Here is a 24551-nt window from a genome sequence, read left to right on the forward strand (position 1 = left end):
TAGCCCAGCTGGATTACCAGCATTTGGCCCGTTTCAATCTGACCGGCGGCAGCATCCACAACGTAGCCTTGAACGCGGCATTTCTGGCGGCCGCCAGCGATGCCCGGCAGGTGACGATGGCGTTGATTTTCGAAGCGCTACGCGCCGAATTCCGCAAGCTGGATAAGCCGGTCAACGAAGCCGAGTTTCGGCTGTTGGGCGTGGTTGGAAGCGCGCCGTGAACATTCAATTGCATATCGAGCGGCTGGTGCTGGACGGCGTCGATCTGGCCGGTCATAGTCGCGGCGAACTGCAAGCAGGTCTGACGGCGGAATTGACCCGCTTGCTGAGCGAGGGCGGTTTGGCCGGCCAATGGAGTAACGGGTCGGCCGTGCCGCGATTGCAATTGTCCGACTTGCAATTGGTTGGACAACAGCCGACGCATTTGGGCGAGCAGATCGCGCAAACGGTTTACCGAGGCCTAGGCCATGAATAAATCCTGGTCGGTAGAACGTCCGCCGCTTTCCGCAACGCCATTGGTCGGATCCATTAAACCCGAGCGCGGCAAATTTTCCGAGCAGCCGGCCAGTTTGCCGGCCAATAGCGAACGCGGCGCACATGAATTTGGCGCGATTCCGCTCAGCCCGGCCCGGCCGGGCAGCTGGCAGGCCAAGCTGGTGTTAGGCCAGCCCGGCGATGTGTTTGAGCGCGAGGCCGACGCGGTTGCCGATAAGGTGACTGGCGGCGGTCGTGATCGAGCGCTGGCGTCGGTCGGTCAGGATGGCAATACCTTGAGACGGGCTCCGCAACCGGCCAGCGATAACATGGACGGGCACGCCGCCGAATCCGAAATGGCGCCCCAAGCCGAAACCGCCAAGCCGGAAAGTGTGGATAAGCAGGCCGAGGAGGGCGATCCGGCCCAAGTGGCGTTGCTATTGCTGGAAAGCGACGATCTGCAGGGCGAGCAGCAGCCCAGCGACGGCGAGCAAGCCGAGTCTGACGACGCGGATCAAGCTGGTGAAACGGAGCCAATGCGGACCAGTCCGCAAGCCGGCCGAACGCCCAGCGTTTCGCCGCGTCAGGAATCGCGCATCCAGGCCTTGCGGGGTGGCGGCCAACCGTTGGCGAGCCCGGTCAGACGTTTTTTCGAGCCGCGCCTGGGTCACGACCTTAGTCAGGTCCGGGTTCACACCGGCGTCGAAGCCGGCAAATTGGCCGACTCGGTCAGCGCCCGTGCGTTTACCGTCGGTCGCGATGTAGTGTTCGGGGCCGGTCAGTATCAACCCGCTAGCGCAGGCGGGCGCTGGTTGTTGGCGCACGAACTGACTCACGTCTTGCAGCAGCAAAGCGGTTTGGCGCGTATGCCGCTGGCGCCGATTCGAGTGCGCGAAACCAGCGAACCGCAGGTGCAGGGCGGTTTTTTCGGCAAATTGTGGAACGGCATTAAAAAAGGCGCCAGCGCGGCGTGGCGAGGCGTCAAAAAAGCCGCCGGCAAGGTGTGGGACGGTACCAAGTGGGTGGCGGGCAAGGTTTGGGGTGGCATCAAAGCCTTCGCCGGTTGGGGGTGGAATGTGTTGAAGGCGGGAGCGGCCTTGGCCTGGCGGCAAGTCGTCAATTTCCCGAGCCGGGTTTGGCGGCTGATCAAGCATTTGGGCAGCGGCATCGCCGGCGCGGCCGGTTGGTTGTGGGACGGCTTGAAACTGGCCTGGCACCTGGATTTCAAGGGCCTGGGCAATTGGTTTCTGGACGGCATTTTGTCCGGCGCCGCCTGGGTCGGCCGCTTGATTGGCAAATTGGTGGACATCGCCGGCATCGGCGAAGTTTGGGACTTGCTGTTTCAAATCATCAAATTCAACACCCGCACGCTGAATTCGACCGAGAAAAGCGAGGCGCAAAAAACTTTTCAGGACAACATCGCGTACTGGCAAGTACGCATAGACGAATATTCGCTGATCTCCGCCATCGGCGCCTTGTTCAAGGGCGGCGGCGGGATGGGCGTGACCACCTTCCACACCATCAATTTCAATCAAAAGATCAGCGCCAGTCCGGGCAGTAGCGACATGCACTGGCTGACGCACGAGCTGACCCATGTCTTCCAATACGAACGCGTGGGATCGCAATATCTGGGCGAAGCGGTCCATGCCCAGGCTACCGCCGGCTACGATTACAAAGGTCCGGACGCGTTGTGGCGGCCGGCCACCAACCCGGCGCCGAATATGCTCGGCAAACACTTCCGCGAATTCAATCGCGAGCAACAGGCCGATATTGCCGCCGATTACTACTACTCGCTATACAGCCAAACTACCGCCGGCGGCATCACCCCGGTCACCAGCGACTACCAACCGGTGATCGACGAAATGAGGGCAGGCGATGTCTAGCCTAACCAAAACGCCGGCCGCGTCCGGCAATAAAGTGGCGTTAGCCACGCAAACTCGACCCGCCGTCGGCCTATTGCAGCGTCGTTGCGCTTGCGGCAATCACTCGCCCGCTGGTGGAGAATGCGCGGCCTGCGCGCGCAAGAATAAGCCGATACAACGTCAATTAGCGATTGGCACTAGCAACGATCCGATGGAACGCGAGGCCGATCGGGTTGCCGATCAGGTATTGGCTAGCCATGGCGCGTTACCGACCTTATCCGCCGCCGGCGCCGAGACCATTCGCCGCCAGGAAGCGCCCAAGGAAAAAACCGACGCGGAAAAATATCAGGAAGGCCTGGAAAAACTCGGCGAAGCGTTTTTACAAACCCCGCTCGGCAAAACCTTGGTCGAGAAGCTGAAACAAGATGCCTTGGTGAAAGGCGCTACCCAGTTTGGCAAGGATATTCTCGCGACTTGGCCGGGCAGAATTTACACCGGCGAAGCCGCCGTAATAACCGTGGCGACACTGGCGGCGAACCACAAGGCCTTGCCGGTTCAGATACCCGAAATCCCGTTGGACATTATCACGCCCGGCTTGAGTGTGAAGCTGACCTACAAAGGCCCGGTGGATAAGCCGACCGATGCGATGATTACCTTTAGCTACCGCGAGCAAGCGGCCAAAAACGACGCTGGGAAAACACCGCTCAGCGCGGCCGACAAGTATCGGGCGGAGACCGCCAAAATGGCGGCGGATCAGGCCAAGTTCCGCGCCAATATGCGTTTTACGCCCGGTTCCCCGGAAGACTTAAGGCAAAGGGCGGAAGATCAGGCACTCAGACAGGCCGCTCTGAAGTATCGTGGCGGTCCGGATATTTCAGAGACTCTAAAAAAATATCCGTGGCTGGCGGCACCGCAACCGAAAAACGGTTTACAGCTGACGCAGCCCAATTGGTCGCCGGGTAAGGAAAGGCCTTCGTTGTTTGGCGATCAATTCAAATTGAGAATTCCCGGCGAAGAAGAGCAGGACGAACGTCCGGCCTTGCAGAAAAAACTTCGTATCGGCGCCAGCGGTGATCCCCTGGAAATGGAAGCGGATCGCGTCGCCGAACAAGTGCTAACAAATTCGTCAAACCCGCCGCTCAAGTCGGCCACGCCCAGCATTCAACGCGTAAGCGGCAACGGTTCGGCCGCCGCGGAAGCGGTGCCGGACAGCGTCGATCAGGTGCTGGCGAGTTCGGGTAGGCCGTTGGATGCTCCATTGCAGCAGGATATGGAGGCGCGTTTCGGACAGGATTTTTCTCGGGTGCGCATCCATATCGGCGGCGCGGCCGAACAATCGGCGCGCGAGATTCAAGCCAAAGCCTATACGGTCGGTCATGATGTCGTGTTCGGCGACAACCAGTTCCAGCCCGAGACGCGTGAAGGTCGGCATTTGCTGGCTCACGAACTGGCTCACGTGGTTCAGCAACGCGGTGAATCGAGAGGGTTGCGTAAAAAGGTCATGGGTGATGATGATCCGATACATAAACCGCTGATAGAGCGATTCCGCCGCGAAAACGGATTTCCTCCGAGCGGTGAGGACGAATACGGACATCAAGTGGGTCCGTCGGACGCCCAAATCAAATACGGCGGTTTATTGATGCCGGCGGCGCAGCCAGCTACTCCGGCGGAACAGCGCGAGTTCGTCGAGGGTGCTATACGCTTTTTGCGGGAGGCTGCGGATTTTTATCGAGATGTGACGCGAATCGATCAGACGCGGCTGGCAACGATTTTACAAGGTTGGCGAACGGCATATACCAGTAATCTGAGGATTATTCAGCAGATGCTGAATAACGATGCCGCGTTAGCAAGCCTTCTTGTCGGAGCCTATCAGGCGGCTGTCGCGTCGTTGATTACGAAAGCCGCTTCCTTGCTACGCAGAACCGAACAGGATTTGTACCAGCAGCTCGTCGGCGCGATAGACGAGGTGGCTTGGCCGCGCGGCAGAGCCGACCCCACCGGCGCGGAACTCACTAACGCGCTTCCGGAAGCGGAGCGTCAACAACTGCGCGTGATTACGCTGAGCGTCACTTTGTCTAATCTGGACGCCTATTTTCAGCCACGGGCGACGATGATCCCGTTACCGGCGAACGTAGTCGTGCGCTTCTCCAGCGGCGTTATGCAAGTGCTGCGTAGGGGCTTGGAAAATATCGCCGGCACGTTGACGAATCCCGCCAGCTGGACCAGCGGCCCGCCGCCGCTCGAACCGAATTCGATGCTGACGCTGGCCCTCCACTTGGAAAATGTCGGGGGCGGTTATTCGGCCTTTCGCTTTACCTATGTCAGACGTCAAGTACAAGGCGGCGCGGCCAACGGTGAAATATTGGTCGAACATTTAGGCGGCATAGGCATGGAAACCCTGCATCCGGATCAGGCCAAGAGAGCGCAACAACGTTTCGACCGCTACAATTTTCGCCGTGGTGCAGGTTGGAGCGACCCTCAGTTTCAGGAAGTGCTGGCCGCGTTGGAGCAAGTGCCCGACACTACCTTAAATCTGCTTGCCGGTTATACCTTCAATCGCGGCACCGTACACCAGACCCATCCCGAATGGTGTGGCGAACATCAATCCGGGACCCGCGTCATCACTTTGTTCGACTGTGCCTTTACCGCGTCGCTGACCCGGACCGGCGTTCCCGGACAAGGATTGGCGAACGTCGCGCGGCAAGACGTATTGCACGAGTTGGGGCACGCACTCGATTTAAGGATATTGTCGCAAGTCATCGATCCCGTGAATCAAGCGGTTAACGCGCAACGCAACGCCTTTCGCCGTTACGAAACTCAGCCGGGTTCCAACCGTTACGTGGTTCCGCCCGCCATGCAAACTCGCTGGAATCGGCTGAAAGCACAAATTGCCGCTGCGCAACGGACGCGCGACGCGGCTCGCTCATTATCAGGTTCGCAATGGCACGCGCAACCCGGCAGCACAGACTTGACGATTGTGGAAGGCGCGGACAACGTGGCTTTCCGGCAAGCCGCACAGCAGGATGGCGGCCTAAGAATCACGCACTATTCGGATACCAGTTGGCAGGAACACTTTGCCGAATCCTACGCTTTATACATGGTTGATCCGGATGGCTTGCAACGCTTGCGTCCGCACGTATTCGCTTTCCTCCAGAGCAACTTTCCGCGATGACCACGAACTGCGGCGAAAGGCTAGCGACTAGCCGACCCACTATTGAGTAACGCAACATTTAACGAGAAATAAAGATGCGCTCAGCTACCTCCAAGTTAAAAGATTTCGGCGATGATCTTAAGGATGTTCTGAACAAGCTGATTCCGCTCATGGTTCGACAAACTCTCCGCGAACCGAATCAAGCTAATGCCGTTAATCCCGAACCTGTCGAAGCACTTAAGCATAACTTCCTTAATACGGCAGATGCGTCGGTCATACCGATTGGCGCGACGCCACCGCCAGGAGCTTTCTCATGAGCGGTTTCCCCGGCTCTCCGAAACTGATCAAGGGTGGGGTGGTGCTGATCGATCCCGGCAGCGGCGCGGTGCGGCGCATCATCGCCTTGCAGTACAACCCGGACACGATTACCCGCTCCTTGCAAGTGCAAGGTATCGGCGCCGATAGCGGCGACCGTTCCGAAGCGCTGCGCCTGAAAGGTCCGCCGGTGGAAACCATCAAGCTGGAGGCCGAAATCGATGCCGCCGAGCAGTTGGAAATCGCCGACGGTCTGGCGACCCAAGTCGGTTTGCATCCGCAATTGGCCGCGCTGGAGTTGATCGTCTATCCAAGCAGCTCTCAGCTTCAGGCCGCCAATAGTCTGGCCCGCGCCGGCACCCTGGAAATCGCCCCCGCCGAAGCGGCGTTGATGCTGTTTATCTGGAGCAAGCAGCGCATCGTGCCGGTACGGCTGACCGAGTTCAGCATCACCGAGGAAGCCTTCGACACGGCCTTGAATCCGATTCGCGCCAAACTCAGTCTGGGCCTGCGGGTGTTGAGCGTCAACGACATCGGCTTCGATCACAAGGGTGGCAGCCTGTTTATCAGTTACCTGCAAAACAAGGAGCGGTTGGCGCAAAAATTTGCCGGCGGCGCGTTTGCGGCGCTGGGCATCAGCGGTATTTAGGAGACGACGATGACCGATCCGAATCTGGCTTTGCAACAACTTCTGCAACCCGGCGGCACTGCCGGCCCGTTTCCGCCCGGCAGTCGTTATTACGGCATTCCGACCGCGATTCTGGAAAGCGCCGACGGTCGCAAGACCGCCTATCTGCGCCGCCGCTTCGTGCCGGCGCCGGAGCGTTTCGAGCTGTTGCAGGAACATAGCGTCAGTCAGAACGAGCGGCTGGACAATATCACCGCGCACTATCTGGGCGACCCTGAACAGTTCTGGCGGCTGTGCGACGCCAACCGCGCCTTGCAGCCTCGCGAGTTGGAGCAGGCCGGTCGCAAACTGCGTATCACCTTGCCGGAAGGTATACCGGGGCCAGGTAATGCTTAACGGCATCAATCTGACCTTGCTGATCGGCCCGGCGCTACCGATACCGGCGCCGACCGCGGTGATCGAGGCCTTGACCAGCGTCCAGGTCAACAGCGGCGGCGAACGCAGCGGGTTTCAACTGGTGTTTGCAGTCAGCTCCCGGTCGTTGCTGACCACCACTCTGTTGCCGGCCGGTTATTTCGACCCGATCACGACGCGGGTGATGGTCATCGTCACGCTGAACGGCATCCCCAACGTGTTGATAGACGGAATCGTCACCCGCCAGGAAATGTCGCCGAGCAGCGAACCGGGTCAGGCCAAGCTGACCATTACCGGCGAGGATTTGAGCGTGCTGATGGACATCGTCGAGCTGAAACGGCCATTTCCGGGCATGGACGACACCTTGCAAATGCTGACAATACTGGCACCTTACGCCGCCTTCGGGGTGATTCCGCTGGTGACGCCGCCGCTGTTTTTGAGTTTCATGTCACCCACCAAGGGTTACAAATCCCAGGACTCCACCGATCTGGCGCATATCAAAAAATTGGCGGCGCGCAACGGCTACGTGTTTTACGTCGAATCCGGGCCGTTGCCGGGCCAAAATCTGGCATATTTTGGTCCCAACATCCGCTTGCCGATTCCGCAGCCGGCGCTGACCATCAACATGGACGCGCACAGCAATGTCGATAGCCTGAGTTTTTCGTTGAACGGTCTGGCCAAGGAAGTACTGATCGTCACGGTAATGGACCCAATTACCCACAAAATTCCGATCCCGGTGCCGATACCCAATATCAGCATCTTTCAACCGCCGCTGGGCGCGCGGCCGACGCCGCCGGCCAAGGTTAGATTCGCCAAGGAAGTGGCCGGCGAAGACCCTCCGGGGGTGGTCAATCTGATGATAGGGCAAATGCTGAAAGGCTCGGCGAACGCGATTACCGGTAGCGGTTCGATGGATGTGCTGCGCTATGGTCGGGCCTTGCGGGCGCGGATGGTGGTGGGGGTGCGCGGCGCCGGTCTGGCTTATGACGGCTTGTATTACGTGGATAGCGTCACCCATAACCTGAAACACGGCGAATACAAACAAAACTTCACGCTGTCGCGCGACGGGCTGATTTCCAACACGCCGAGGCTGCCGGTATGAACGAAGAAAACAAATATTGGGGCAAATATCGCGGCACCGTAGTCAATAACGTCGATCCGGAGCAGCGTGGCCGGATTCAGGCGCTGGTGCCGGACGTCAATTCGTTGATCCCGATCACATTCGCCGAACCTTGCGTGCCGCTGGCCGGACCGACCGGGCCGCCGATGGGCGTCTACATGGTGCCGCCGATAGGCGCCGGGGTGTGGATAGAGTTCGAGCACGGCGATCTGGACAAACCGATCTGGGTCGGCTGCCGCTGGGGCTTGCAATCCGACATACCGCTGGCGGCGCTGGCCGGCAATCCCGCCGATCCCAATATCGTGATTCAGTCCTTGTTACAGCAAGGCATTATCGTCAGCGACCTGCCGCCGGCGCCGCCGCCGCCGGTGATGCCGCCGATCCCGACCACCGGCGGGGTGATTTTACGCAGCACCACCGGTGCTTACATCGTCGTCAACGATGCCGGCATCTTCATCAGCAACGGCAAGGGCGCCAGCCTGGAAATGCTGGGCCCGGCGGTGATGATCAACAAACTGGCGCTGGTGGTGACTTGAGATGGCCGGCTTCTTAGTGCATGTCGGCGCGCAGGTGCTGTGCGCCCATGGCGGTCAGGCGACGCCGACGGTGCCCAATCCGCGCGTCACGGTCAGCGGTCAGCCGACCGTACTGATGACCGCGCCCTATATCGTGGCCGGTTGCGCGTTGCCGCCGCCGCCCGCCGCCAACGGCCCCTGCGTGACCGGGCAATGGCTGATGGGGACCACGCGTGTTACGTCCAACGGCCAACCGCTGGTGGTGCAAAGCAGTCAGGCGATATGCGCGCCGACCGCGACACCGCTTTTGATTTTATTCACCCAAACCCGCGTCAGCGCGCTGTGAGGATGCCATGCTAGCCGTCGATTTTCCGTTGCATTTCGATCAGCGCGGGCGCACCGCCGTCACCAATGAGGATGAACATATCCGCGAGATGATCGAGCAATTTCTGTTCACCAACAACGGCGAACGCGTCAACCGGCCGGACTTCGGTAGCGGTTTGCTGCAACTGGTTTTCGCGCCGAACAGCGCCGAATTGGCCGCGACCTTGCAATTCACGATTCAGGCCGGCTTACAGCGCTGGCTGGGCGACGTGCTGGATGTACTGGGCCTGGAAGTGACCAGCCAGGACTCGACCTTGCGGGTACAGGTGCAATACCGGGTCAAGCGCAGCGGCGAGGTTCGCAGCGCGGAATTCCTCAGGAGTCCGACATGAGCGCCTCGGCCTTGCTGTGCCGCGATGATAGCCGCCGCGCCCTGGTCCGGGCCAGCGAGAGTTTGAACGGCTTCGATTACTTGGAAGTCGGCGACGACCAACTGAGCGTGACGGTATTTTTTCTGCGCAAGGCCCCCGATCACCTCGACGCCGCGAATCTGCACATCGTCGGCGGCGAGCGGATTACCGGCATCCGGGTGGTGTCGGTCGAAATCGTTAGAGACGAAGACCCGGAGCGCGACGACTACATGCTGGTCGGCCTGGACCGTTACGGCGATTTTTCCAACTATCGCTTGTGCGCAGTGGCGCTGGACGAACAGGGCCGGCCCACCGAGCGCAGCATGCCCGGCTTCGATCCACGTTACGCTAGTCTGGAATTCAATTTCAAGGTCGCATGCGGCGGTGAAATCGACTGCAAGCCGGCGCAGGATTGTTCGGCGCCGGCGGCGGAATTGCCGGAAATCAATTATCTGGCCAAGGATTACGCCAGCTTCCGGCAATTGATTTACGACCGGCTGGCACTGACATTGCCGGATTGGCGGGAACGCCACGTGCCGGATTTGGGCGTGACGCTGGTCGAATTGCTGGCTTACGTCGGCGACCATCTCAGTTATTACCAGGACGCCGTTGCCACTGAAGCGTATCTGGACACCGCGCGGCGGCGGATTTCGGTCCGGCGCCACGCCCGCTTGGTGGATTACCGCTTGCACGAAGGTTGCAATACCAGGGCCTGGGTGTGTCTGGACGTGTCGCAAGATTTGGCCGTCGAAAGCGCCGATGTGTTTTTTATCACCGCGTTCGATTCCGGCGACGACACGGCTTTGCTCAAGGCCGAGGATTTGCCGCGAACCTTGCCGCAACCCTATCTGGTCTACGAGCCCTTGCTGGCGCCGGCCAAGCAAACCCTGCACTGGTACGCGGCGCACAATACCATCGATTTTTATACCTGGGGCGACGCGCAATGCTGTCTGGCCAAGGGCGCGACCTCAGCGACCTTGCTGGACCCCGGTATCGAAAGCCGGCAATTGCGTTTGCAAGTCTGCGACGTGTTGATTTTCGAGGAAGTGCTGGGGCCGCACACCGGCAACCGCGCCGATGCCGATCCCAAGCACCGGCATCCGGTGCGGTTGATTGCGGTGGAGGAAGGCGTCGATCCGTTGACCGGGCGCTTCATCGTTGATATTCGCTGGAGCCGGGCCGATGCTTTGCCTTTTGCGCTGTGTTTGTCGGCGGTCAAGGACGAAGATTGTTCGCCGCTGACCGGCGTCAGCGTGGCGCGCGGTAACGTGGTGCTGGTCGATCACGGCGAAACCGTGACCGAAACGCTGGAAGCGGTGCCCGGCAGTTGGCATTGGCCGGATTGCGACGATTGCGGCGTGCGCGAACCGACGGCGTTGCCGCTGCGTTTTCGGCCACGTTTGAGCAAGCCCGAATTGACCCACGTCCAGCCGCTACCTGGCTGTCGTCAGCCCGACCCGTGCGGCGCACACGACCTAGTCGTCGCGGCCACCGGTTTAGCGGATCAGGATGTACACCTGGCATTGCCCTGGCTGGAATTGACCGAAACCGATCTCGGCGCTTGCGATACGCCGGCCACTTGGTCGGCGCAAGCCGATTTGTTGAACAGCAACGCCGGTGACCGCCACTTTACCGTCGAAATTGACGACGATGCGGTTGCCTGGCTGCGTTTCGGCGACGGCCAACAGGGCCGGATGCCCAAACCCGGTACGCGCATCGCGGCTCGCTACCGGACAGGCAACGGCCCGGCTGGTCTGGTCGGCGCCGAGGCGATCAAACGCGTCGTGTTCCGCGACCGCTTACCCAGCGGCGCGACCATCTTGGCGCGCAATCCCTTGCCTACCCAGGGTGGCGTGGCGGCGGAGCCGGTGGCGCAGGCGCGATTGCTGGCGCCGCACGCGTTTCGGCAGGTGTTGCAACGCGCCGTCACTTGTGACGATTACGCGCAAATTGTAATGCGCGATTTCGCTGCCGAGGTACAAAAAGCCGCCGCAACGCTGCGCTGGACCGGCAGCGGCTACAGGGTGTTGGTGGTGGTCGATACCTACGCGGCCAGTGCCGACTGCCGAAGCTTGCTGTGCCGCATCGACCGGCATTTGCGGCGCTACCGGCGCATCGGTCACGACCTGGAAGTGGTTGCCGCGCTGCAAGTGCCGCTGGCCTTGATCTTGAAAGTCTGCGTTCGGCCCGGCTTTTTGCAAAGCCAGATTAAAGCGAGCCTGCAAACCATGTTCAGCAACCGCGTTTTGGCCGATGGCCAGCGCGGCTTTTTTCATCCGGACAATCTGAGTTTCGGCGACGGCGTGTATTTGAGTCGCATCGTCGCGGCGGCACAAAAGGTGGCCGGCGTCGCCGGCGTCGAAGTCAGCGAATTGCGGCGCTTGTTCGAAGCCGCCGACGATGCAATCGCCACCGGCGTGTTGACGCTGGCGCCGCTGGAAATCGCCCGTCTGGATAACGATAAAGGTTTTCCGGAACACGGCTTATTGACGCTGAATATGGAGGGCGGACGATGAATACCATCTCATCTTGCGGCTGTTGCTCGGGCATCTCTGTCTCGGTGCCGGCGGCCATCGAGAACCGGCCCGGCTTGCCGGCCTTACACTACCGGATTGGCGATTACCACGGGTTTCTGGAATCGGCGCTGGCGCGCCTGTCCACGCTGAATCTGGCCGAGCCGGGCGAAGCGGGCCGTTATCCCTTGCAGGCCTTGACCAGTCGCCAGCCCGATGACTTTTCGATTGCGCTGCTGCAAGCTTGGGCTAGCCTCGCCGAAGTGTTGAGCTTTTATCAGGAACGCATCGCCAACGAAGGCTATTTGCGCACTGCCACCGAGCGCCGCTCGGTGTTGGAACTGGCCCGGTTGATCGGTTATCAGCCCCGGCCCGGCGTCGCGGCCAGCGTGTTTTTGGCCTATGGTTTGGACGATAAATTCGAAGGTCCCAGCCTGATAGCCAAAGGCGCGAAAGTACAGAGTCTGCCGGCGCCCGGCGAGTCGCCGCAAACCTTTGAAACCAGCGACGACCTGGAGGCGCGCGCCGCCTGGAATACGCTGAAGCCGCGCCTGAGCCGCCCGCAAACGTCGCTGTCGATGTTCTTCGATCCCGGCGGTCCGCGCGTCTATCTGAAAGGCATCAGTACCAAGCTGAACGTCGACGATCCGCTGCTGATCCAGATCGGCGGCAACGAGCCAGCGCTGCTACGGGTCGGCGAAGTCCTGCCGGAACCCGAGCACGACCGCACCCTGGTGCGTTTGCAGATTGGCGTGACGCCGATTGCCGCCGTCTTAAATTGGCAAGATGTACTGAACGATCAATACGCCTTGTTGCTGCTCGACGACGGCAGCGGCCAGCCGGGGTTTTTCGATTTTCGTTTCGACGTGGACATCGAACAGGTGGAGGCTGACGGCTTGACGCTGTATTCGCTGGCCGACGGCGGGGCCTGGTTGCTGCAGATCGGCGCCGAAGGTCACCAAATCGTGTTAAGCCGGAACAGCCGGCAACTGGGCTATGCGGTCAAGTCGGTGGACGGTATCGGCGCGACTGGACTGAGCTATCTGCGTATTTCCCTGGAAGGCTTGCAGGATTACCGGCAAATCATCGCCGGCTTGACGCAGTCTCCGTCGCTTCAGCCCCGCAACCAGGCGACCTTGACGCGCAATTTGGCCGGTCAGTTCTTTGCCGCACCGCTATTGGATCCCAGTGCCGGCGGCGGCGCGGGCGGCGGGGATACCGGCGGAAATGGGGGCGAACTTCGCTTCCGTGCCCGACCGTTAACGGTCGATGTCGCTGCTCGCTACGCGACCCAGGGCTTGAATGCGGTGGCCGACGCCAACAACGCCATCGCCAAGCGCTTCAGTCCGGCCTTACGCACGCATCTGGCCGCCGCGACCGCCAATACCCGGATCACGCTGGATGGGCCGGTGACGGTGTATGCGCTGCGCGGCAAGGCATCGCCGTTCGGGCATAACGCGCAGTTGCGGCAGACGGATTTCGCGAACGGTAATTACACGCTACGAGAATGGCAAATAGCCAACCCGTATAACACGCCAACCACGTCTAATACCGGTTCGGTTACCGGCGCGGTATTCCACCAGCCGACCACGCTATATCTGGACGCCGATTATCCATTGACCACCGGCGGCTGGATCGTCATTGCCAAAGCCAACGGCAGCGAGATCGTGGTGCGCCTGGATAAGGACACCCTGCAACACCGCTCGCTGGCCGCTTACGGGCTGAGCGGTAAAAGTCTGGCTGTCAGCCTGCCGAGCGATAAGGCCTGGATCGGCGAACCGACCGGCAACAACCCGGAGCCGTTCGCCACGGTGCGTACCACGACGGTTCACATTCAAAGCGAAGCCCTGGCCCTGGCCGAGGAGCCGATCAGCACGCCGGTGTGCGGCGGCGATAGCGAGTTGCTGGAGTTGGACCGCTACCACGAGGATTTGCAAGCCGGTCGCTGGGTCATCGTCAGCGGCGAGCGCGCCGATCTGCCGGGTACTTCCGGCGTGCGTTTCAGCGAATTGGCGATGCTGTCTTCGGTGCGCCAGGATTTGTATCGGCAGACCTATTACAGTTTGGCCGGCCGAGACGGCGGCGTCGATAAACTGGAGTACAGCTTGCCCGGCGACCGCATCCACAGTTTCGTCAAGCTAGCCAAACCGCTGGCCTATTGCTTCAAACGCGACACGGTGAAGATCTACGCCAACGTGGTCAAGGCCAGCCACGGCGAGACCCGCAAGGAAGTGCTGGGCAGCGGCAACGGCGCCCAGGCCCTGCAACGGTTTACGTTAAAGCAATCGCCGTTGACCTTCGTCGCCGCCAACAATCCGGCCGGCATCGACAGCACCTTGACGGTGTCGGTCAATGGCGTGCAATGGCGGGAAGTCGCGGCTTTAAACGGTCTGAGTTCGACCGGCCGCGGTTTCGTGACCCAAACCGATGATGACGGCAAAACCTCGGTAATTTTTGGCGACGGCGCGCACGGTGCGCGCTTGCCGAGCGGTGTCGAAAATATTCAAGCGGTTTACCGTAGCGGCATCGGCAAGGGCGGCAATGTCAAGGCCGAGCAAATCAACCTGTTGCTGAGCCGGCCGTTGGGCGTCCGGGATGTGATCAATCCATTGCGGGCCTCTGGCGGCGCCGATCCGGAAAGCCGCGACCAAGCCAGGATCAATGCGCCGCTGACCCTGGCGGCGTTGGACCGGTTGGTGTCGGTACGCGATTACCAGGATTTTTCCCGGACCTATGCCGGCATCGGCAAGGCCTACGCGGTCGAGTTGTCCGGTCGCCGCCAAATCGTTCATGTGACGGTAGCCGGCGCCGAAGACATTCCCATCGATGAAACTTCTGACTTGTTTTTGAACTTGCGGCAAGCGTTACACGACTATGGCGATCCGTTTCAGCCTCTGCAATTGGCGGTGCGGGAGTTGTTGTTGATCGTCGTCAGCGCCACGGTTCGTATCGCGCCCGATTATCGCTGGGAAAATGTCGAGCCGGCCCTGCGTGCCGCCTTGCTGGAAGCCTTTGGTTTCGAGCGTCGCGAATTAGGGCAGAGCGTTTGTCTGTCGGAAATCATTAGCGCGATGCAAGGCGTGGCCGGAGTGGTGTATGTCGATGTGGACGCCTTCGGCGGCGTGCCGGAAAAAATCCCCGACGCGGCGGCGGGTCGGCGTTTGCAAACGCCCGCCGAAATCGCCGAGGCGGTGCAAGCCATCGCCGCGCAAACCCAACCGGCCCAGCATTTGGCCGTCAATTTGGCCAAATTCGAGAACGGCGCGATCCGGCCGGCGCAAATCGCGGTGTTGGCGGCCGAGATTCCGGAAACCCTGAGCTTGAATCCGATACTGTGAGGCTGGCATGAACGCGACACTCGATAGACTCTACGAATTACTGCCGGCGATACACCGCATTCGCGATGCCGAACAGGGCGAACCGCTAAAGGCGCTGCTGCGGGTGATAACCGAACAGGCCGATCTGCTGGAGGCCGACATCGCCCAACTCTACGAAAACTGGTTCATCGAAACCTGCGACGACTGGGTGGTGCCGTACTTGGGCGATTTGATCGGCTACCGGCCGGTCGCCGAGGCCGGCCGGCCCGGCGATGCCGCCACGCCGCAAGGCCGGCTGCTGAATCGGGCCTTGACGCCGCGCCGGGAAATCGCCAACACCCTGCGCTATCGGCGCCGCAAGGGCAGTCTGGCCTTGCTGGAAGGCCTGGCCGCCGACGTGGCCGGCTGGCCGGCGCGGGCTGTGGAATTTTTACCACTGCTCAGCCGCACTCAGCATCTGAATTACCAGCGGTTAGCGCAGGGCCGTAGCGTCGATGTCCGGCAAGGCACGGCGCTGGACTTGCTGGACGGACCGTTCGACGCCATTGCTCACGGCGTGGACGTGCGGCGTATCGCGTCCATTCATTCGCCGGGCCGTTACAATCCGGCGGCGGTGGGCTTGTTCGTCTGGCGTATTCAAGCTTACTCGGTCAGCAAGACTTCGGCCTGTTGCGTCGAAGAGGTGGCGCCGCATTGTTTTACGTTTAGCGCGCTGGGCAACGACAGTCCGCTCTATCACCGGCCCCAGGCCGATGTTGCCGATACGATAGCCGAAGAAACCGCGTTGCCGCTACCGATTCGCTGCCGCTTGTTTCATGCCGAGACCGCCGCCGCGCCGGTCGATTACGGCGAAGGCCGCAGTTTTGCGATCTGGGCGCCGGGTTGGCCGAAGAAAGACACGCCGCAGCCTTTGCCCAGGGATTTGCTGGTCGGCGCCGATTTGAGCGATTGGCGCTTCGTGCCGGCCAAGGGCCAATTGGCCATCGATACCGAACGTGGCCGGCTGGCGTTTCCGAGCAAGCAGTTACCCAAAAAAGTTTGGGTGTCGTATTACTACGGCTTCAGCGCGCCGCTGGGCGGCGGCGAATATCCGCGCGAACTCAGGCAGGCCGCCGCCAGCCAGTTGATCCGGGTGTGTGGGCAGGACGAGTTGCAAAAAGCCCTGCTGCCCTGGCAATCCGGCCAAGCCGCCGGGCAGCAGCCAGCGCGCGCCGTGGTCGAGATTGCCGACAGCGGGGTCTATGTGCTGCCGGTCAATCTGGAGCTGGCGCCCGGCCGCGTGCTGCAAATTCGCGCCGCCGACGCCACTCGGCCCATCATCCGCTTGCTGGATTGGCAGACCGACCAGCCCGACAGCTTCAGCATCCGCGGCGGCGCCGACAGCCATCTTGTATTGGACGGCTTGCTGATCGCCGGGCGCGGCGTGCTGGTCGAAGGTCCGCTGGGTAGTTTGGTGATCCGTCATTGCACGCTGGTGCCGGGCTGGTCCTTGGACTGCGCCTGCGAACCATGCCGGCCGGCCGAACCCAGCCTGACCGTGCTCAACAGCCTGGTTTGTATCCGCATAGAACACAGCATCGTCGGATCGCTACAAATCGGCAACGACGAAGTCGACGCCGAGCCGTTGGAGCTGCACATCAGCGATAGCATCGTCGATGCCACTGGCTGGGACGGCGACGGCCCGGAAAGCGAAGCTATCGGCGCGCCGGGTGCCGGCTTTGCCCATGCCAACACGACTGTCGCCCGAACCACCGTGTTCGGTTGCGTCAACGTGCATGCGCTGGTTTTAGCGGAAGACAGTATTTTCATGGGCACGGTCTGCGTGGCCCGCCGCCAACGGGGCTGCATGCGGTTTTGCTACGCGCCGCCGACCTCGCGAACCCCGCGCCGTTACCACTGCCAGCCGGACTTGGCGACCGCCGAGTTGAGCGGCGACGCCAAATTGCTCGAACAACGGCGAGTCGTGCCGCACTTCAGCAGCAGCCGTTACGGGACGCCAAGCTATGCGCAATTGGCCTGCGATTGCGCGGCGGAAATCGTGCGTGGCGCCGAAGACGAATCGGAAATGGGCGCGTTTCACGATTTGTTTCAACCGCAACGTTTGGCCAACTTACAGACGCGGCTCCAGGAATACACGCCGGCCGGCACCGATGCCGACATCATTTTGGCGAGCTAAGCCGCCGCATAATTGAGGACAACGATATGAAAGGCGATTTTTCGAGAATGACGTTTACCCCGGACAAGCAATTCCTGCGGGTATTGATGCAACAAGGCCGGGTGCAACTCGATGCCGACTGGAACGAGCAAAGCGCGATCCTGCTGCACTATTTGCAGACGCTGGCCACCGATTTGATCGGCCCCTACGGCGGGCCGGCGGCGGCGTTCGGCTTCGAGATTTTTACCAAGCCCAAACTCAAGGCCGGCGACTTCAACATCGGTCCGGGCCGCTATTACGTGGACGGACTGCTGTGCGAAAACCCGGCGCGGCTGACCTATCTGAGCCAACCCAACTATCGTCTGGACGAAAAAACCGGTCCGCTGCCGTCGGGCCGCTATTTGGCGTATCTGGATGTTTGGGAACGGCATATCAGCTATCTGGAAGACGACGATATCCGCGAAAAAGCCCTGAACGGAGCCGATACCGCCAGCCGCTCGCAATTGATTTGGCAGGTCAAAACCTTGGAGCTGCAGGATGGCCGCGACTGGCGGGAGGCCTTGGATAGCCAATTAATCGTCAGTCAAGCCTGTCTGGCCGCGCAAGTCAAACCGGCGGACGCGCCGACCGATGCTTGTTGCCAGCCGTCGGACGCCCGCTATCGGGGCCAGGAAAATCAGTTGTACCGGATCGAGATTCACAGCCCAGGCGGCGACGAAAGCCCGGCGACCTTCAAATGGTCGCGGGAAAATGGCGCGGTGGCCTTTCCGGTGACCAATCTCGTCGCCGATACCGCCGCCGCAACCTTGAGCGTGACGCTGGAGCATTTGGGCCGCGACGACAAATTAACCCTGACCGAAAAGGATTGGGTGGAATTGCAGGACGACGACAGCGTGTTGCTGAACACCGTTTCTCCGCTATGTCAGGTTACGGCGATCGATCGAGTCAATAAAATCGTCACCTTGGCCGGCACCAGTCCGCTGGTGTATCGGGCTGACCGGCACCCGCTGCTGCGGCGCTGGGACCAGCAGGGCGATGCCGACGGTCTGGCGATCAAGCCTAACGAATGGCTGCCGGTCGAGGCGGGCATCGAAGTACGCTTCACGATTAACGGCGAATTGCGCGGCGGCGATTACTGGCTGATACCGGCGCGCACCGCCACCGGCGACATCGAATGGCCGGGCCGGGACGACGGTCAGGGCAACCGCGTCGCGTTGTCCAAGCGGCCGGCCGGCGTCGAGCACCACTACGCGCCGCTGGCGCTGATTGAGGTCGGAGAAGGCGACGCGGTCGCCGTCACAGAAGACTTGCGCTGCGATTTCTCGCCGCTGTCCGCGAACTGCAAAAACAGCCTCGGCCGGCGGCTGGGCGATGGCGCCGGGATCGATGCGTTATGCCAGGACAACCGGGATCGCTAGTCGAGTCGTGGCAATTCTTCCGGACCTGAGGTTTGCTTTCGGTCTTACCCGGCCGCTTCGATAACGCCAATAGTTCCAGCACCCGCGCCGAACCGCGTTGCTGCAAATGACCGATGATTTGCTTGGCGGTGAGCCTTTACCCTTAAGCAACGCCGTCATGCCCGCCGGGAAGCCGGCATCCAGTGCCATGGCTGGCAAGCTTCGATCCGTCCGTGGGGTCCGGATTTCGGCAATCCCTGCCGAAATGACGAACACGACCGAGAATCCGACCAATAAGAATTAAACCGTTGCATGTCCCGGCTCAAATCCGCCGACGCGGCGATCAGGAGCAGGTGACTTTCCAGGATCACGTAACCGTAAAGCTGAAACCCGCTGTCGTACGGTAAAGTTCGTCAGGAACCCAGCACGATATTTACCGTCGCCGGGCGAGTAAACTGCGGCAGCCACTGGTTGATCGTCGCAGTCAGGAAGTGCGGGCTTGGATTTTGCCGGACTCGGTAGCGGCTGCGGGTCATGGGCTAAGGAGAGTTAGTTGGAACGGAAACTCGCGCTTCTGAGAGTTGGGATTTCCAAGCTCCGGCTTGGGAGTCGACACTATCACCAGTTCCGAACCATATTTTGCGTGAGCACAAACATCCGTGCCCACCATTACGGAATTTAAGCGCCTAAGCGATAAGGTAAGGCGGTGTCCGTATATCCGGCCAACATGGAGTAGACAAGGCCGTTATTCTTTAACAAACTGTCGACCGTTGCTTGGCTTACACGGAAATGCTCAGCGGCTTCTTCAATTGCGGATTCCGAATAATCTCCGTCCAAGAAACCTTTCAGCGCATCTATCGGACAAAGAAATTCGGCGGCGAATGCGCGTTGATATTTTTGCCTCGACGTGGATAAATCGGTGCTTGTAAGCCAATGGTGATTGGCGTTGCTTGTCAAAACGAAATCGCCTAATAGGCGTGCCAATTCAAAACGTTTTGCTTGAGGATGTTTTTTTCGTGGTACAAACTTGAAGTGCTCGCCGTTTGTAGGTATTGCAACAGTGGCACTACTACGTGTTAGAGGCACCCAACCTTCGACGTTGTCTTCCGTTAGGCCCAGCAAGCCGTAAAGCTGTTTGTTGTCGATGGCAGCTTCTTCGTTACTTAAACATTGGCGCAATTTTCTTGCGGCGGCTATGGCTCGTTGCCACGGCAGCCCGGTCGAGGATTCAGATTCGGCCAACTGCGGCATTTCCGGCTTTCCGGTTAGTCCGGGACCTTCGATTATCTCGTCAATGGCTTTCAGAGGTTCGGTGCCGGCTGTTCTGCCATATACCGGCGCCAATTCGGTTAGCGCTTCTGCTCCCATGCGTTGCTCAAGTTTTTGAGCATGCGCCATTATTGCGTCAGGGCATTCGTCCGGATCGTAGCCTAATTCGGCTTCCAGCTTTCGGTAGTCGGCACTCTGAGGATCGGCAATTTCTTCTTGAATTAACTGCCAGAGGTTATACAAGTGACTGTTCTTGCAATCGACGGCTTCCAGGCGACTTATAACGGACTCGACAAACCCAGTTACACTACGCTGAAAATCAGCCAATTTGACAGAAGCGTGGGCATCTAACTTGTTCAAGTATTTGACGGATTGTTGAATCGTAGCGCAGGACGGTTCGGCCCAAATTTGTATGACCTCGCTATCCGATGCAAATACGGCTTTTGGCCATACGAAGCCGTGGTTGGCGGCACCGATTTCGTGTGCCATTCGCCAATCAACAGAGGGCGGTTTTCCATGGGCGGGTAAAGGTTCGAAATTGAGCCGCCACCATGACGAGGCTAGCCACATTGCCAAAGGGTAAGCAGATACTAAAACCGAATCGCGTACCGATTTGGCCCAAATGTTGTCGTTTCTGGTCAGGTTGACATTGCCGACATGCAAAGCCAATTCAGCCATAGTATTGGCGAGTTCCGGGACATCATGTCCGGCAGCCGCCCAGTCGAAGTTAAATTTAAGTTCAGCCATTAGACAGCTTCCATCGTTTAATCACTTCGTTTGCCATTGGGTCGGATTCCGGCATAGGGTAGCCGTGATAAGTGCCTTGTTCTTTGTTATCGAGTTGCGCTTCCAATGCTTCGCCCTTTTCTGTAACTGACCAGATATTTTGCGGCCAGTCGCCGTGATAACGCTCGCTGACCAGTCCTTTTTGCAAGCCCAATTTCAATAACGATTGGGCTATACGCTTGGAAAATATATTGACCGCATCGCACAGAGATTTCCCCGGACGCGCTCCGCTAGGCGGTGTAAGTCCAAAGTCGCCGGGGTTTTGTTTATGTTCCGGATTGCCGACGTATTTCACTTGTTTCGCAAGCTCTTTGCATTGTTGGCGTTCGGAAACAGTTAGCTCTTTGATTACGCGCTTGTTGTTAAACTGCTGGTATCTTCTTTTCATTATTATGCAGTTAACGTAGATTTCAAGCGGCTCATATTTTCCTTCTAAGAAATAGATACTTAAATGAAATATACCAAACATCAGCAGTACTTAAAAATCTTTCATTAGACGAGTTCAACCCATTCCGGTTTCATGGTCAGATTTTCCGCTTGTTCCCCAGCTGCAGTTTGGGAACCAGATCGACCGTCAGGTCGATAGCTCACTCCAACTCATCATCTATTCCAAGCGCCCGCATTTCCAAACCTTCAATCTCCTGCAAATCGCCGAACATGCCGACCGTCGCGTTCAGCCTAATACGATAGCTGGGCTTCATTGGCTATGTTTTTTTCGCATCGAGGCCAGAAATTGCTCTTGGTCGAAATCCTCCTGCAACAGGCTGTCTTCGCCGGCTTGTAGCTTGGCTCTCAATGTTTGCAGCTTAAGTTCCTCTTCTTCCAGTTTACGCAAACCGGCGCGAACGGCCTTGCTGTATTTTTTCCTGCACGAAGTTATCAAAGTGGTCGCCTAAAGTGACGGAAGTATTTCCAGCCATGATCTCGCTCCCGATAAGGTGTCGATGTATTAATTATTAATATAGACCGCCGCTGGCGCCAGACTCAAGTGTGCCGACGATTCCACCGGTTCCCAGGCTTTGCAGGGGCGGAGCTTGCCGGCGAGGCATCCCCAAGTTCGGCGCTTGGGGATGGGCAAAATCACCAGGGGTTGGATATTTGGCAATTCTGCGCGGTGACATTGACCCAATTGACCGGTGCATTCGGGACGACGCCGCCACCCAGTCCGCCTGGCGCATATCGGCCGCTCGGCGCGGTACCCCCGGCAACCCAGGCGATGTTGTTATTGACTTCGTACTTCACGCTCACGCCAAAGCCGGCCACGCCCGCAACTACCCGGTCCACCTGGACCGCGGCGGCGTTTGCCGCGTTATTGAGTCCGGGGCCATTCAGCCGGTAGAGCGTGCTGGTATTGACATTCAGGGCGCCGATTAAAGGCCGCAATTCATTGACGACGTTCGCCCGCTGCGGACTGTTACAGAACACCAGGATGTCGCCCTGAATTCTAGGTCCCTCGGTACGGGCGATGAACATCCCAAATTCGCGGTGTGCGTCGGCATATCTTGCCGGCGTTTGAGGAATGTGGATGGCGTATAGCTGTTGGTTGGTTACGAACACGACGCCGATGCAGGTGACAAACCCGGTGACGCCGACGGTTGTGTTGTGTACGCCGAATTCGTACATATTGGAGTAGTACATGCTGTGTCCTCGTAGTGCCGGCCGCCGCCGGAAAGACTTAAAAAGCGCCCGGCGCGATAGCGAGAGTGGTAGCAATCGGCGAGGCTTATGTCGCCGGAAAACCACGGAGGTGGACCGGGTGGAGCGGCAACGATACCCGGCTTTCTCGGCTTCCAGCTGGATTCTATTATCGGTCACGCCGGAGTGTTCCCACAAACCGGGCTTCAATTTATTGTTCGTTAGCGACCTTTGAAAACTCGGGCAAGCGCCGATTTTGAAGGCTCCGCGTGAATCCGTACGCCGTGGTTTTCATCGGCGTCAATGAGGGCGGCGATCGATCCGGCCGCGTAGCAGGCTTTTTGCCGGCTAACTGTTCAATCATTAACCAAATTTAACATCGGGAAACATTCAGTCTGATACCGGGAAAAATTCCCTAAGCCATTTCGCGCGGCTTCCCGAGAATAGCCGAGAAAAATTCTTTCTTAATCTCGGAAAAAAAGGACGCAATATGAGTTACCTCCCAAAATCGTTAAGCCGTTCCGTCAATTCGCTGGCTCTGGGTATCGGTCTGGCCTTGAGCCAAGGCGCGGCGGCGGCCACGCTGGATCTGGATTTCAGCTACCGCATGACGCCGGGCGCCGGCGCGCTGGGCACTACGATCGCCACGGCTCATTTCGAAGACGTGATTACCAGCACCGGGTTTAAAGGCATCGACTTGACCCTGACCAACGTCGCGTCGGATCAGGTACCCGGCGTTGGCTCCACCAGCTATATCTCCGGGTTGTTGCTGGCTTTCGATTTTGCCGACGAAGAATTGCCCAACATCATTATCGAGCAATTCGATGACGACAACGCCCAATCCGACCGCTGGGAGCCGCAAGAAGACGTCGCGACCGTCGACGGCTTTACCTTTACCAGCGAATTGGGTTTCCCCAAAGGCACCTCGAATCCGTCTTCCTCGACCAGCTTGGCCAGTTTGCGGGTCGGCGATAGCGCCCATATCCAGTTTTGGTGGGATACCGGACTCGAGCAAGGCGACTTGACCGTCGCTTCGTTGGTTGAAGCGCTGCGCGGCGGGTCGGCCGACGCTTCCATTCCGGACATCATGGCGGCCGTCAAAGTCCGTAGCCTGGGTGCGATTACCGGCGGCGAAAATATCGAGTCGGTCGCGACCTTGGTGGTCGGCGCCGTCGAGCCGACCGCCGCGCCGGTGCCGGTCCCCGGCGCGTTGCCGTTATTCGCCTCGGCCTTGGCCGGCTTCGGGGTGTTGCGCCGCCGCCGCGCTTAAACCGTTGTTAGCGCCGCGCCGACTCCAGGCTCTGCTCCCGCCGGGAGGCGGCGCGGCCGCTAATGCTTGGCTGTTTTTTCCATTTCAATTCAAACAATAATAACGATGAAACTTTCAACGAAATCCTGGCTGGTGGCCGGCGCAACTCTTTTGAACCTGTCCGCCGCGTCCGCAGCGACCACCACCCTGAACTTTAATTACATCGCCACCAATCTGTACGGCAGCAGTGGGGTTGCCAACGTCGCGAGCATTACCGTGACCGATTTGGCCGATCTGGGCTTGAACGGCGAGGGCTACGGCGGCGTGCGGGTGCAATTGACCGCCGGCGACCTGGCGCAATTTTCCAGCGGCGTTGCCGGTACCAAGGTGTGGATCTCTTCGTTCGAACTCAATTTTCCCGGCACCTCCACCGACAACGGTTACGAATTCAATAACCAGCATTGGAGCTATGTCAGTGGCGTCAATCTGGCGCCGGTCACTTCCGGCGGCTTGAGCGGCGGCATTGAATGGCAGGAAGACGGCGCCATCGACGGCTGGGGCTCGGCGGCCGGCGATCCAGCCTTCGAACAAGAGTACAACTTCACGGCCGAGACTTTGTTGGCCGGCACCAGCAGTACGATAGACCTTTACAACAGCGCCGGCTTTTCCGGCATCAGCGTGGCCAATTTGCTGAATCCGGCCAACGCGGTCGAAAATGCCTTGCATCCGGAGCAAGCGGACGCGCTGGGCTGGATCAAATTGCGCGGCACCGGCAACGCCGATCCGGCCTTGCGCGGTATCGCGGCCAGCGGTTTCTGGGGCAACTCGGCCACCGGCGGCAATCCGGCGCAGAATCGTTTGAACGTGCTGGCGATGGCGCCGGTCCCGTTGCCCGCCGCGCTGCCGTTATTTTTATCGGCGCTGGCCGGCATCGGTTTGCTCGGCAAACGTCGGTCGCGCTGAAAGCTAGTCGCGCGCCCGGTCGGCGCGTCGGTTCAACCGGGTTGCGGCCCTATC

The 24551-nt window shown here is 59.6% G+C and carries 20 protein-coding genes and 1 pseudogene; 17 read left to right on the top strand and 4 right to left on the bottom strand.

What is annotated here, in order from left to right; translation table 11 throughout:
- The first annotated feature begins 23 nt into the window (after window positions 1-23).
- The 15 genes from BJL95_RS25455 (at window position 24) to BJL95_RS11655 (ending at window position 18616) form a co-directional block, all read left to right on the top strand.
- Window positions 24-221 carry a hypothetical protein gene (locus BJL95_RS25455; protein ID WP_217631683.1) on the top strand — a complete coding sequence of 66 codons (198 nt, stop codon included), beginning with the start codon at window positions 24-26 and terminating at the stop codon, window positions 219-221.
- A complete protein-coding gene (locus tag BJL95_RS11595; protein ID WP_071158104.1) occupies window positions 218-475 on the top strand; it encodes a hypothetical protein in 258 nt (85 codons plus the stop codon). Before BJL95_RS25455 ends, BJL95_RS11595 begins: the two co-directional genes overlap by 4 nt.
- Entirely contained in the window at window positions 468-2357 is a 1890-nt protein-coding gene (locus tag BJL95_RS23890; RefSeq protein ID WP_083385934.1) for a DUF4157 domain-containing protein, read from the top strand. Before BJL95_RS11595 ends, BJL95_RS23890 begins: the two co-directional genes overlap by 8 nt.
- The gene (locus BJL95_RS11605; RefSeq protein WP_071158105.1) at window positions 2350-5508 is read left to right on the top strand and encodes a DUF4157 domain-containing protein; all 3159 of its coding nucleotides are present in this window, start codon (window positions 2350-2352) and stop codon (window positions 5506-5508) included. Before BJL95_RS23890 ends, BJL95_RS11605 begins: the two co-directional genes overlap by 8 nt.
- 74 nt (window positions 5509-5582) lie before the next feature.
- On the top strand, window positions 5583-5804 hold the full coding sequence (locus tag BJL95_RS24630; protein WP_139306231.1) for a hypothetical protein: 222 nt from the start codon (window positions 5583-5585) through the stop codon (window positions 5802-5804).
- Window positions 5801-6451: a hypothetical protein gene (locus BJL95_RS11610; RefSeq protein ID WP_071158108.1), complete on the top strand. Its 651-nt coding sequence runs from the start codon at window positions 5801-5803 to the stop codon at window positions 6449-6451. The genes BJL95_RS24630 and BJL95_RS11610 overlap by 4 nt, the downstream gene beginning before the upstream one ends.
- A 9-nt stretch (window positions 6452-6460) precedes the next feature.
- Entirely contained in the window at window positions 6461-6826 is a 366-nt protein-coding gene (locus BJL95_RS11615; RefSeq protein WP_071158110.1) for a hypothetical protein, read from the top strand.
- Complete coding sequence (locus BJL95_RS11620; protein ID WP_071158112.1) at window positions 6819-7946, top strand: hypothetical protein; 1128 nt, start codon at window positions 6819-6821, stop codon at window positions 7944-7946. Before BJL95_RS11615 ends, BJL95_RS11620 begins: the two co-directional genes overlap by 8 nt.
- Window positions 7943-8500 (top strand): phage baseplate assembly protein V, encoded by a 558-nt coding sequence (locus tag BJL95_RS11625; RefSeq protein ID WP_071158114.1) that lies wholly within the window; start codon window positions 7943-7945, stop codon window positions 8498-8500. The genes BJL95_RS11620 and BJL95_RS11625 overlap by 4 nt, the downstream gene beginning before the upstream one ends.
- Window position 8501: 1 nt before the next feature.
- On the top strand, window positions 8502-8825 hold the full coding sequence (locus BJL95_RS11630; RefSeq protein WP_071158116.1) for a hypothetical protein: 324 nt from the start codon (window positions 8502-8504) through the stop codon (window positions 8823-8825).
- Window positions 8826-8832: 7 nt separating this feature from the next.
- A complete protein-coding gene (locus tag BJL95_RS11635; RefSeq protein ID WP_071158118.1) occupies window positions 8833-9195 on the top strand; it encodes a GPW/gp25 family protein in 363 nt (120 codons plus the stop codon).
- Window positions 9192-11729, top strand: a complete 2538-nt coding sequence (locus BJL95_RS11640) for a putative baseplate assembly protein (RefSeq protein WP_071158120.1) — start codon at window positions 9192-9194, stop codon at window positions 11727-11729. The genes BJL95_RS11635 and BJL95_RS11640 overlap by 4 nt, the downstream gene beginning before the upstream one ends.
- A complete protein-coding gene (locus BJL95_RS11645) occupies window positions 11726-15064 on the top strand; it encodes a putative baseplate assembly protein (RefSeq protein WP_071158122.1) in 3339 nt (1112 codons plus the stop codon). The genes BJL95_RS11640 and BJL95_RS11645 overlap by 4 nt, the downstream gene beginning before the upstream one ends.
- Before the next feature lie 7 nt (window positions 15065-15071).
- The gene (locus tag BJL95_RS11650) at window positions 15072-17219 is read left to right on the top strand and encodes a hypothetical protein (protein WP_071158124.1); all 2148 of its coding nucleotides are present in this window, start codon (window positions 15072-15074) and stop codon (window positions 17217-17219) included.
- A 26-nt stretch (window positions 17220-17245) separates the two neighbouring features.
- Window positions 17246-18616: a DUF6519 domain-containing protein gene (locus BJL95_RS11655; protein ID WP_071158126.1), complete on the top strand. Its 1371-nt coding sequence runs from the start codon at window positions 17246-17248 to the stop codon at window positions 18614-18616.
- Between the two features lie 657 nt (window positions 18617-19273).
- Here BJL95_RS11655 and BJL95_RS11660 read toward each other — a convergent pair.
- From BJL95_RS11660 to BJL95_RS11675, 4 genes and pseudogenes are all read right to left on the bottom strand, one after another.
- On the bottom strand, window positions 19274-20611 hold the full coding sequence (locus BJL95_RS11660; RefSeq protein WP_071158128.1) for an ImmA/IrrE family metallo-endopeptidase: 1338 nt from the start codon (window positions 20609-20611) through the stop codon (window positions 19274-19276).
- Window positions 20604-21119, bottom strand: a complete 516-nt coding sequence (locus tag BJL95_RS11665; protein WP_254786781.1) for a hypothetical protein — start codon at window positions 21117-21119, stop codon at window positions 20604-20606. The genes BJL95_RS11660 and BJL95_RS11665 overlap by 8 nt, the downstream gene beginning before the upstream one ends.
- A gap of 228 nt (window positions 21120-21347) precedes the next feature.
- A pseudogene (locus tag BJL95_RS11670) lies at window positions 21348-21570 on the bottom strand (type II toxin-antitoxin system ParD family antitoxin).
- A gap of 160 nt (window positions 21571-21730) precedes the next feature.
- Complete coding sequence (locus BJL95_RS11675) at window positions 21731-22288, bottom strand: hypothetical protein (protein ID WP_071158132.1); 558 nt, start codon at window positions 22286-22288, stop codon at window positions 21731-21733.
- A 487-nt stretch (window positions 22289-22775) separates the two neighbouring features.
- Between BJL95_RS11675 and BJL95_RS11680 the strand changes: the two genes are divergently transcribed.
- Complete coding sequence (locus BJL95_RS11680; protein ID WP_071158134.1) at window positions 22776-23555, top strand: VPLPA-CTERM sorting domain-containing protein; 780 nt, start codon at window positions 22776-22778, stop codon at window positions 23553-23555.
- Window positions 23556-23660: 105 nt separating this feature from the next.
- Complete coding sequence (locus BJL95_RS24635) at window positions 23661-24497, top strand: VPLPA-CTERM sorting domain-containing protein (protein ID WP_071158136.1); 837 nt, start codon at window positions 23661-23663, stop codon at window positions 24495-24497.
- Window positions 24498-24551: the final 54 nt, after the last annotated feature.

It is taken from the genome of Methylomonas sp. LWB, from assembly GCF_001856095.1.
Classification (GTDB): Bacteria; Pseudomonadota; Gammaproteobacteria; order Methylococcales; family Methylomonadaceae; genus Methylomonas; species Methylomonas koyamae_A.

Bases quoted from the DNA above. Each gene is read 5' to 3' on its own strand.
- BJL95_RS11610 (WP_071158108.1), top strand. From the start codon at position 5,801: ATGAGCGGTTTCCCCGGCTCTCCGAAACTGATCAAGGGTGGGGTGGTG.
- BJL95_RS24635 (WP_071158136.1), top strand. From the start codon at position 23,661: ATGAAACTTTCAACGAAATCCTGGCTGGTGGCCGGCGCAACTCTTTTG.
- BJL95_RS11660 (WP_071158128.1), bottom strand. From the start codon at position 20,611: ATGGCTGAACTTAAATTTAACTTCGACTGGGCGGCTGCCGGACATGAT.
- BJL95_RS11620 (WP_071158112.1), top strand. From the start codon at position 6,819: ATGCTTAACGGCATCAATCTGACCTTGCTGATCGGCCCGGCGCTACCG.
- BJL95_RS11665 (WP_254786781.1), bottom strand. From the start codon at position 21,119: ATGTTTGGTATATTTCATTTAAGTATCTATTTCTTAGAAGGAAAATAT.
- BJL95_RS11640 (WP_071158120.1), top strand. From the start codon at position 9,192: ATGAGCGCCTCGGCCTTGCTGTGCCGCGATGATAGCCGCCGCGCCCTG.
- BJL95_RS11645 (WP_071158122.1), top strand. From the start codon at position 11,726: ATGAATACCATCTCATCTTGCGGCTGTTGCTCGGGCATCTCTGTCTCG.
- BJL95_RS24630 (WP_139306231.1), top strand. From the start codon at position 5,583: ATGCGCTCAGCTACCTCCAAGTTAAAAGATTTCGGCGATGATCTTAAG.
- BJL95_RS11615 (WP_071158110.1), top strand. From the start codon at position 6,461: ATGACCGATCCGAATCTGGCTTTGCAACAACTTCTGCAACCCGGCGGC.
- BJL95_RS11650 (WP_071158124.1), top strand. From the start codon at position 15,072: ATGAACGCGACACTCGATAGACTCTACGAATTACTGCCGGCGATACAC.
- BJL95_RS23890 (WP_083385934.1), top strand. From the start codon at position 468: ATGAATAAATCCTGGTCGGTAGAACGTCCGCCGCTTTCCGCAACGCCA.
- BJL95_RS11605 (WP_071158105.1), top strand. From the start codon at position 2,350: ATGTCTAGCCTAACCAAAACGCCGGCCGCGTCCGGCAATAAAGTGGCG.
- BJL95_RS11635 (WP_071158118.1), top strand. From the start codon at position 8,833: ATGCTAGCCGTCGATTTTCCGTTGCATTTCGATCAGCGCGGGCGCACC.
- BJL95_RS11655 (WP_071158126.1), top strand. From the start codon at position 17,246: ATGAAAGGCGATTTTTCGAGAATGACGTTTACCCCGGACAAGCAATTC.
- BJL95_RS11625 (WP_071158114.1), top strand. From the start codon at position 7,943: ATGAACGAAGAAAACAAATATTGGGGCAAATATCGCGGCACCGTAGTC.
- BJL95_RS11675 (WP_071158132.1), bottom strand. From the start codon at position 22,288: ATGTACTACTCCAATATGTACGAATTCGGCGTACACAACACAACCGTC.
- BJL95_RS11680 (WP_071158134.1), top strand. From the start codon at position 22,776: ATGAGTTACCTCCCAAAATCGTTAAGCCGTTCCGTCAATTCGCTGGCT.
- BJL95_RS11630 (WP_071158116.1), top strand. From the start codon at position 8,502: ATGGCCGGCTTCTTAGTGCATGTCGGCGCGCAGGTGCTGTGCGCCCAT.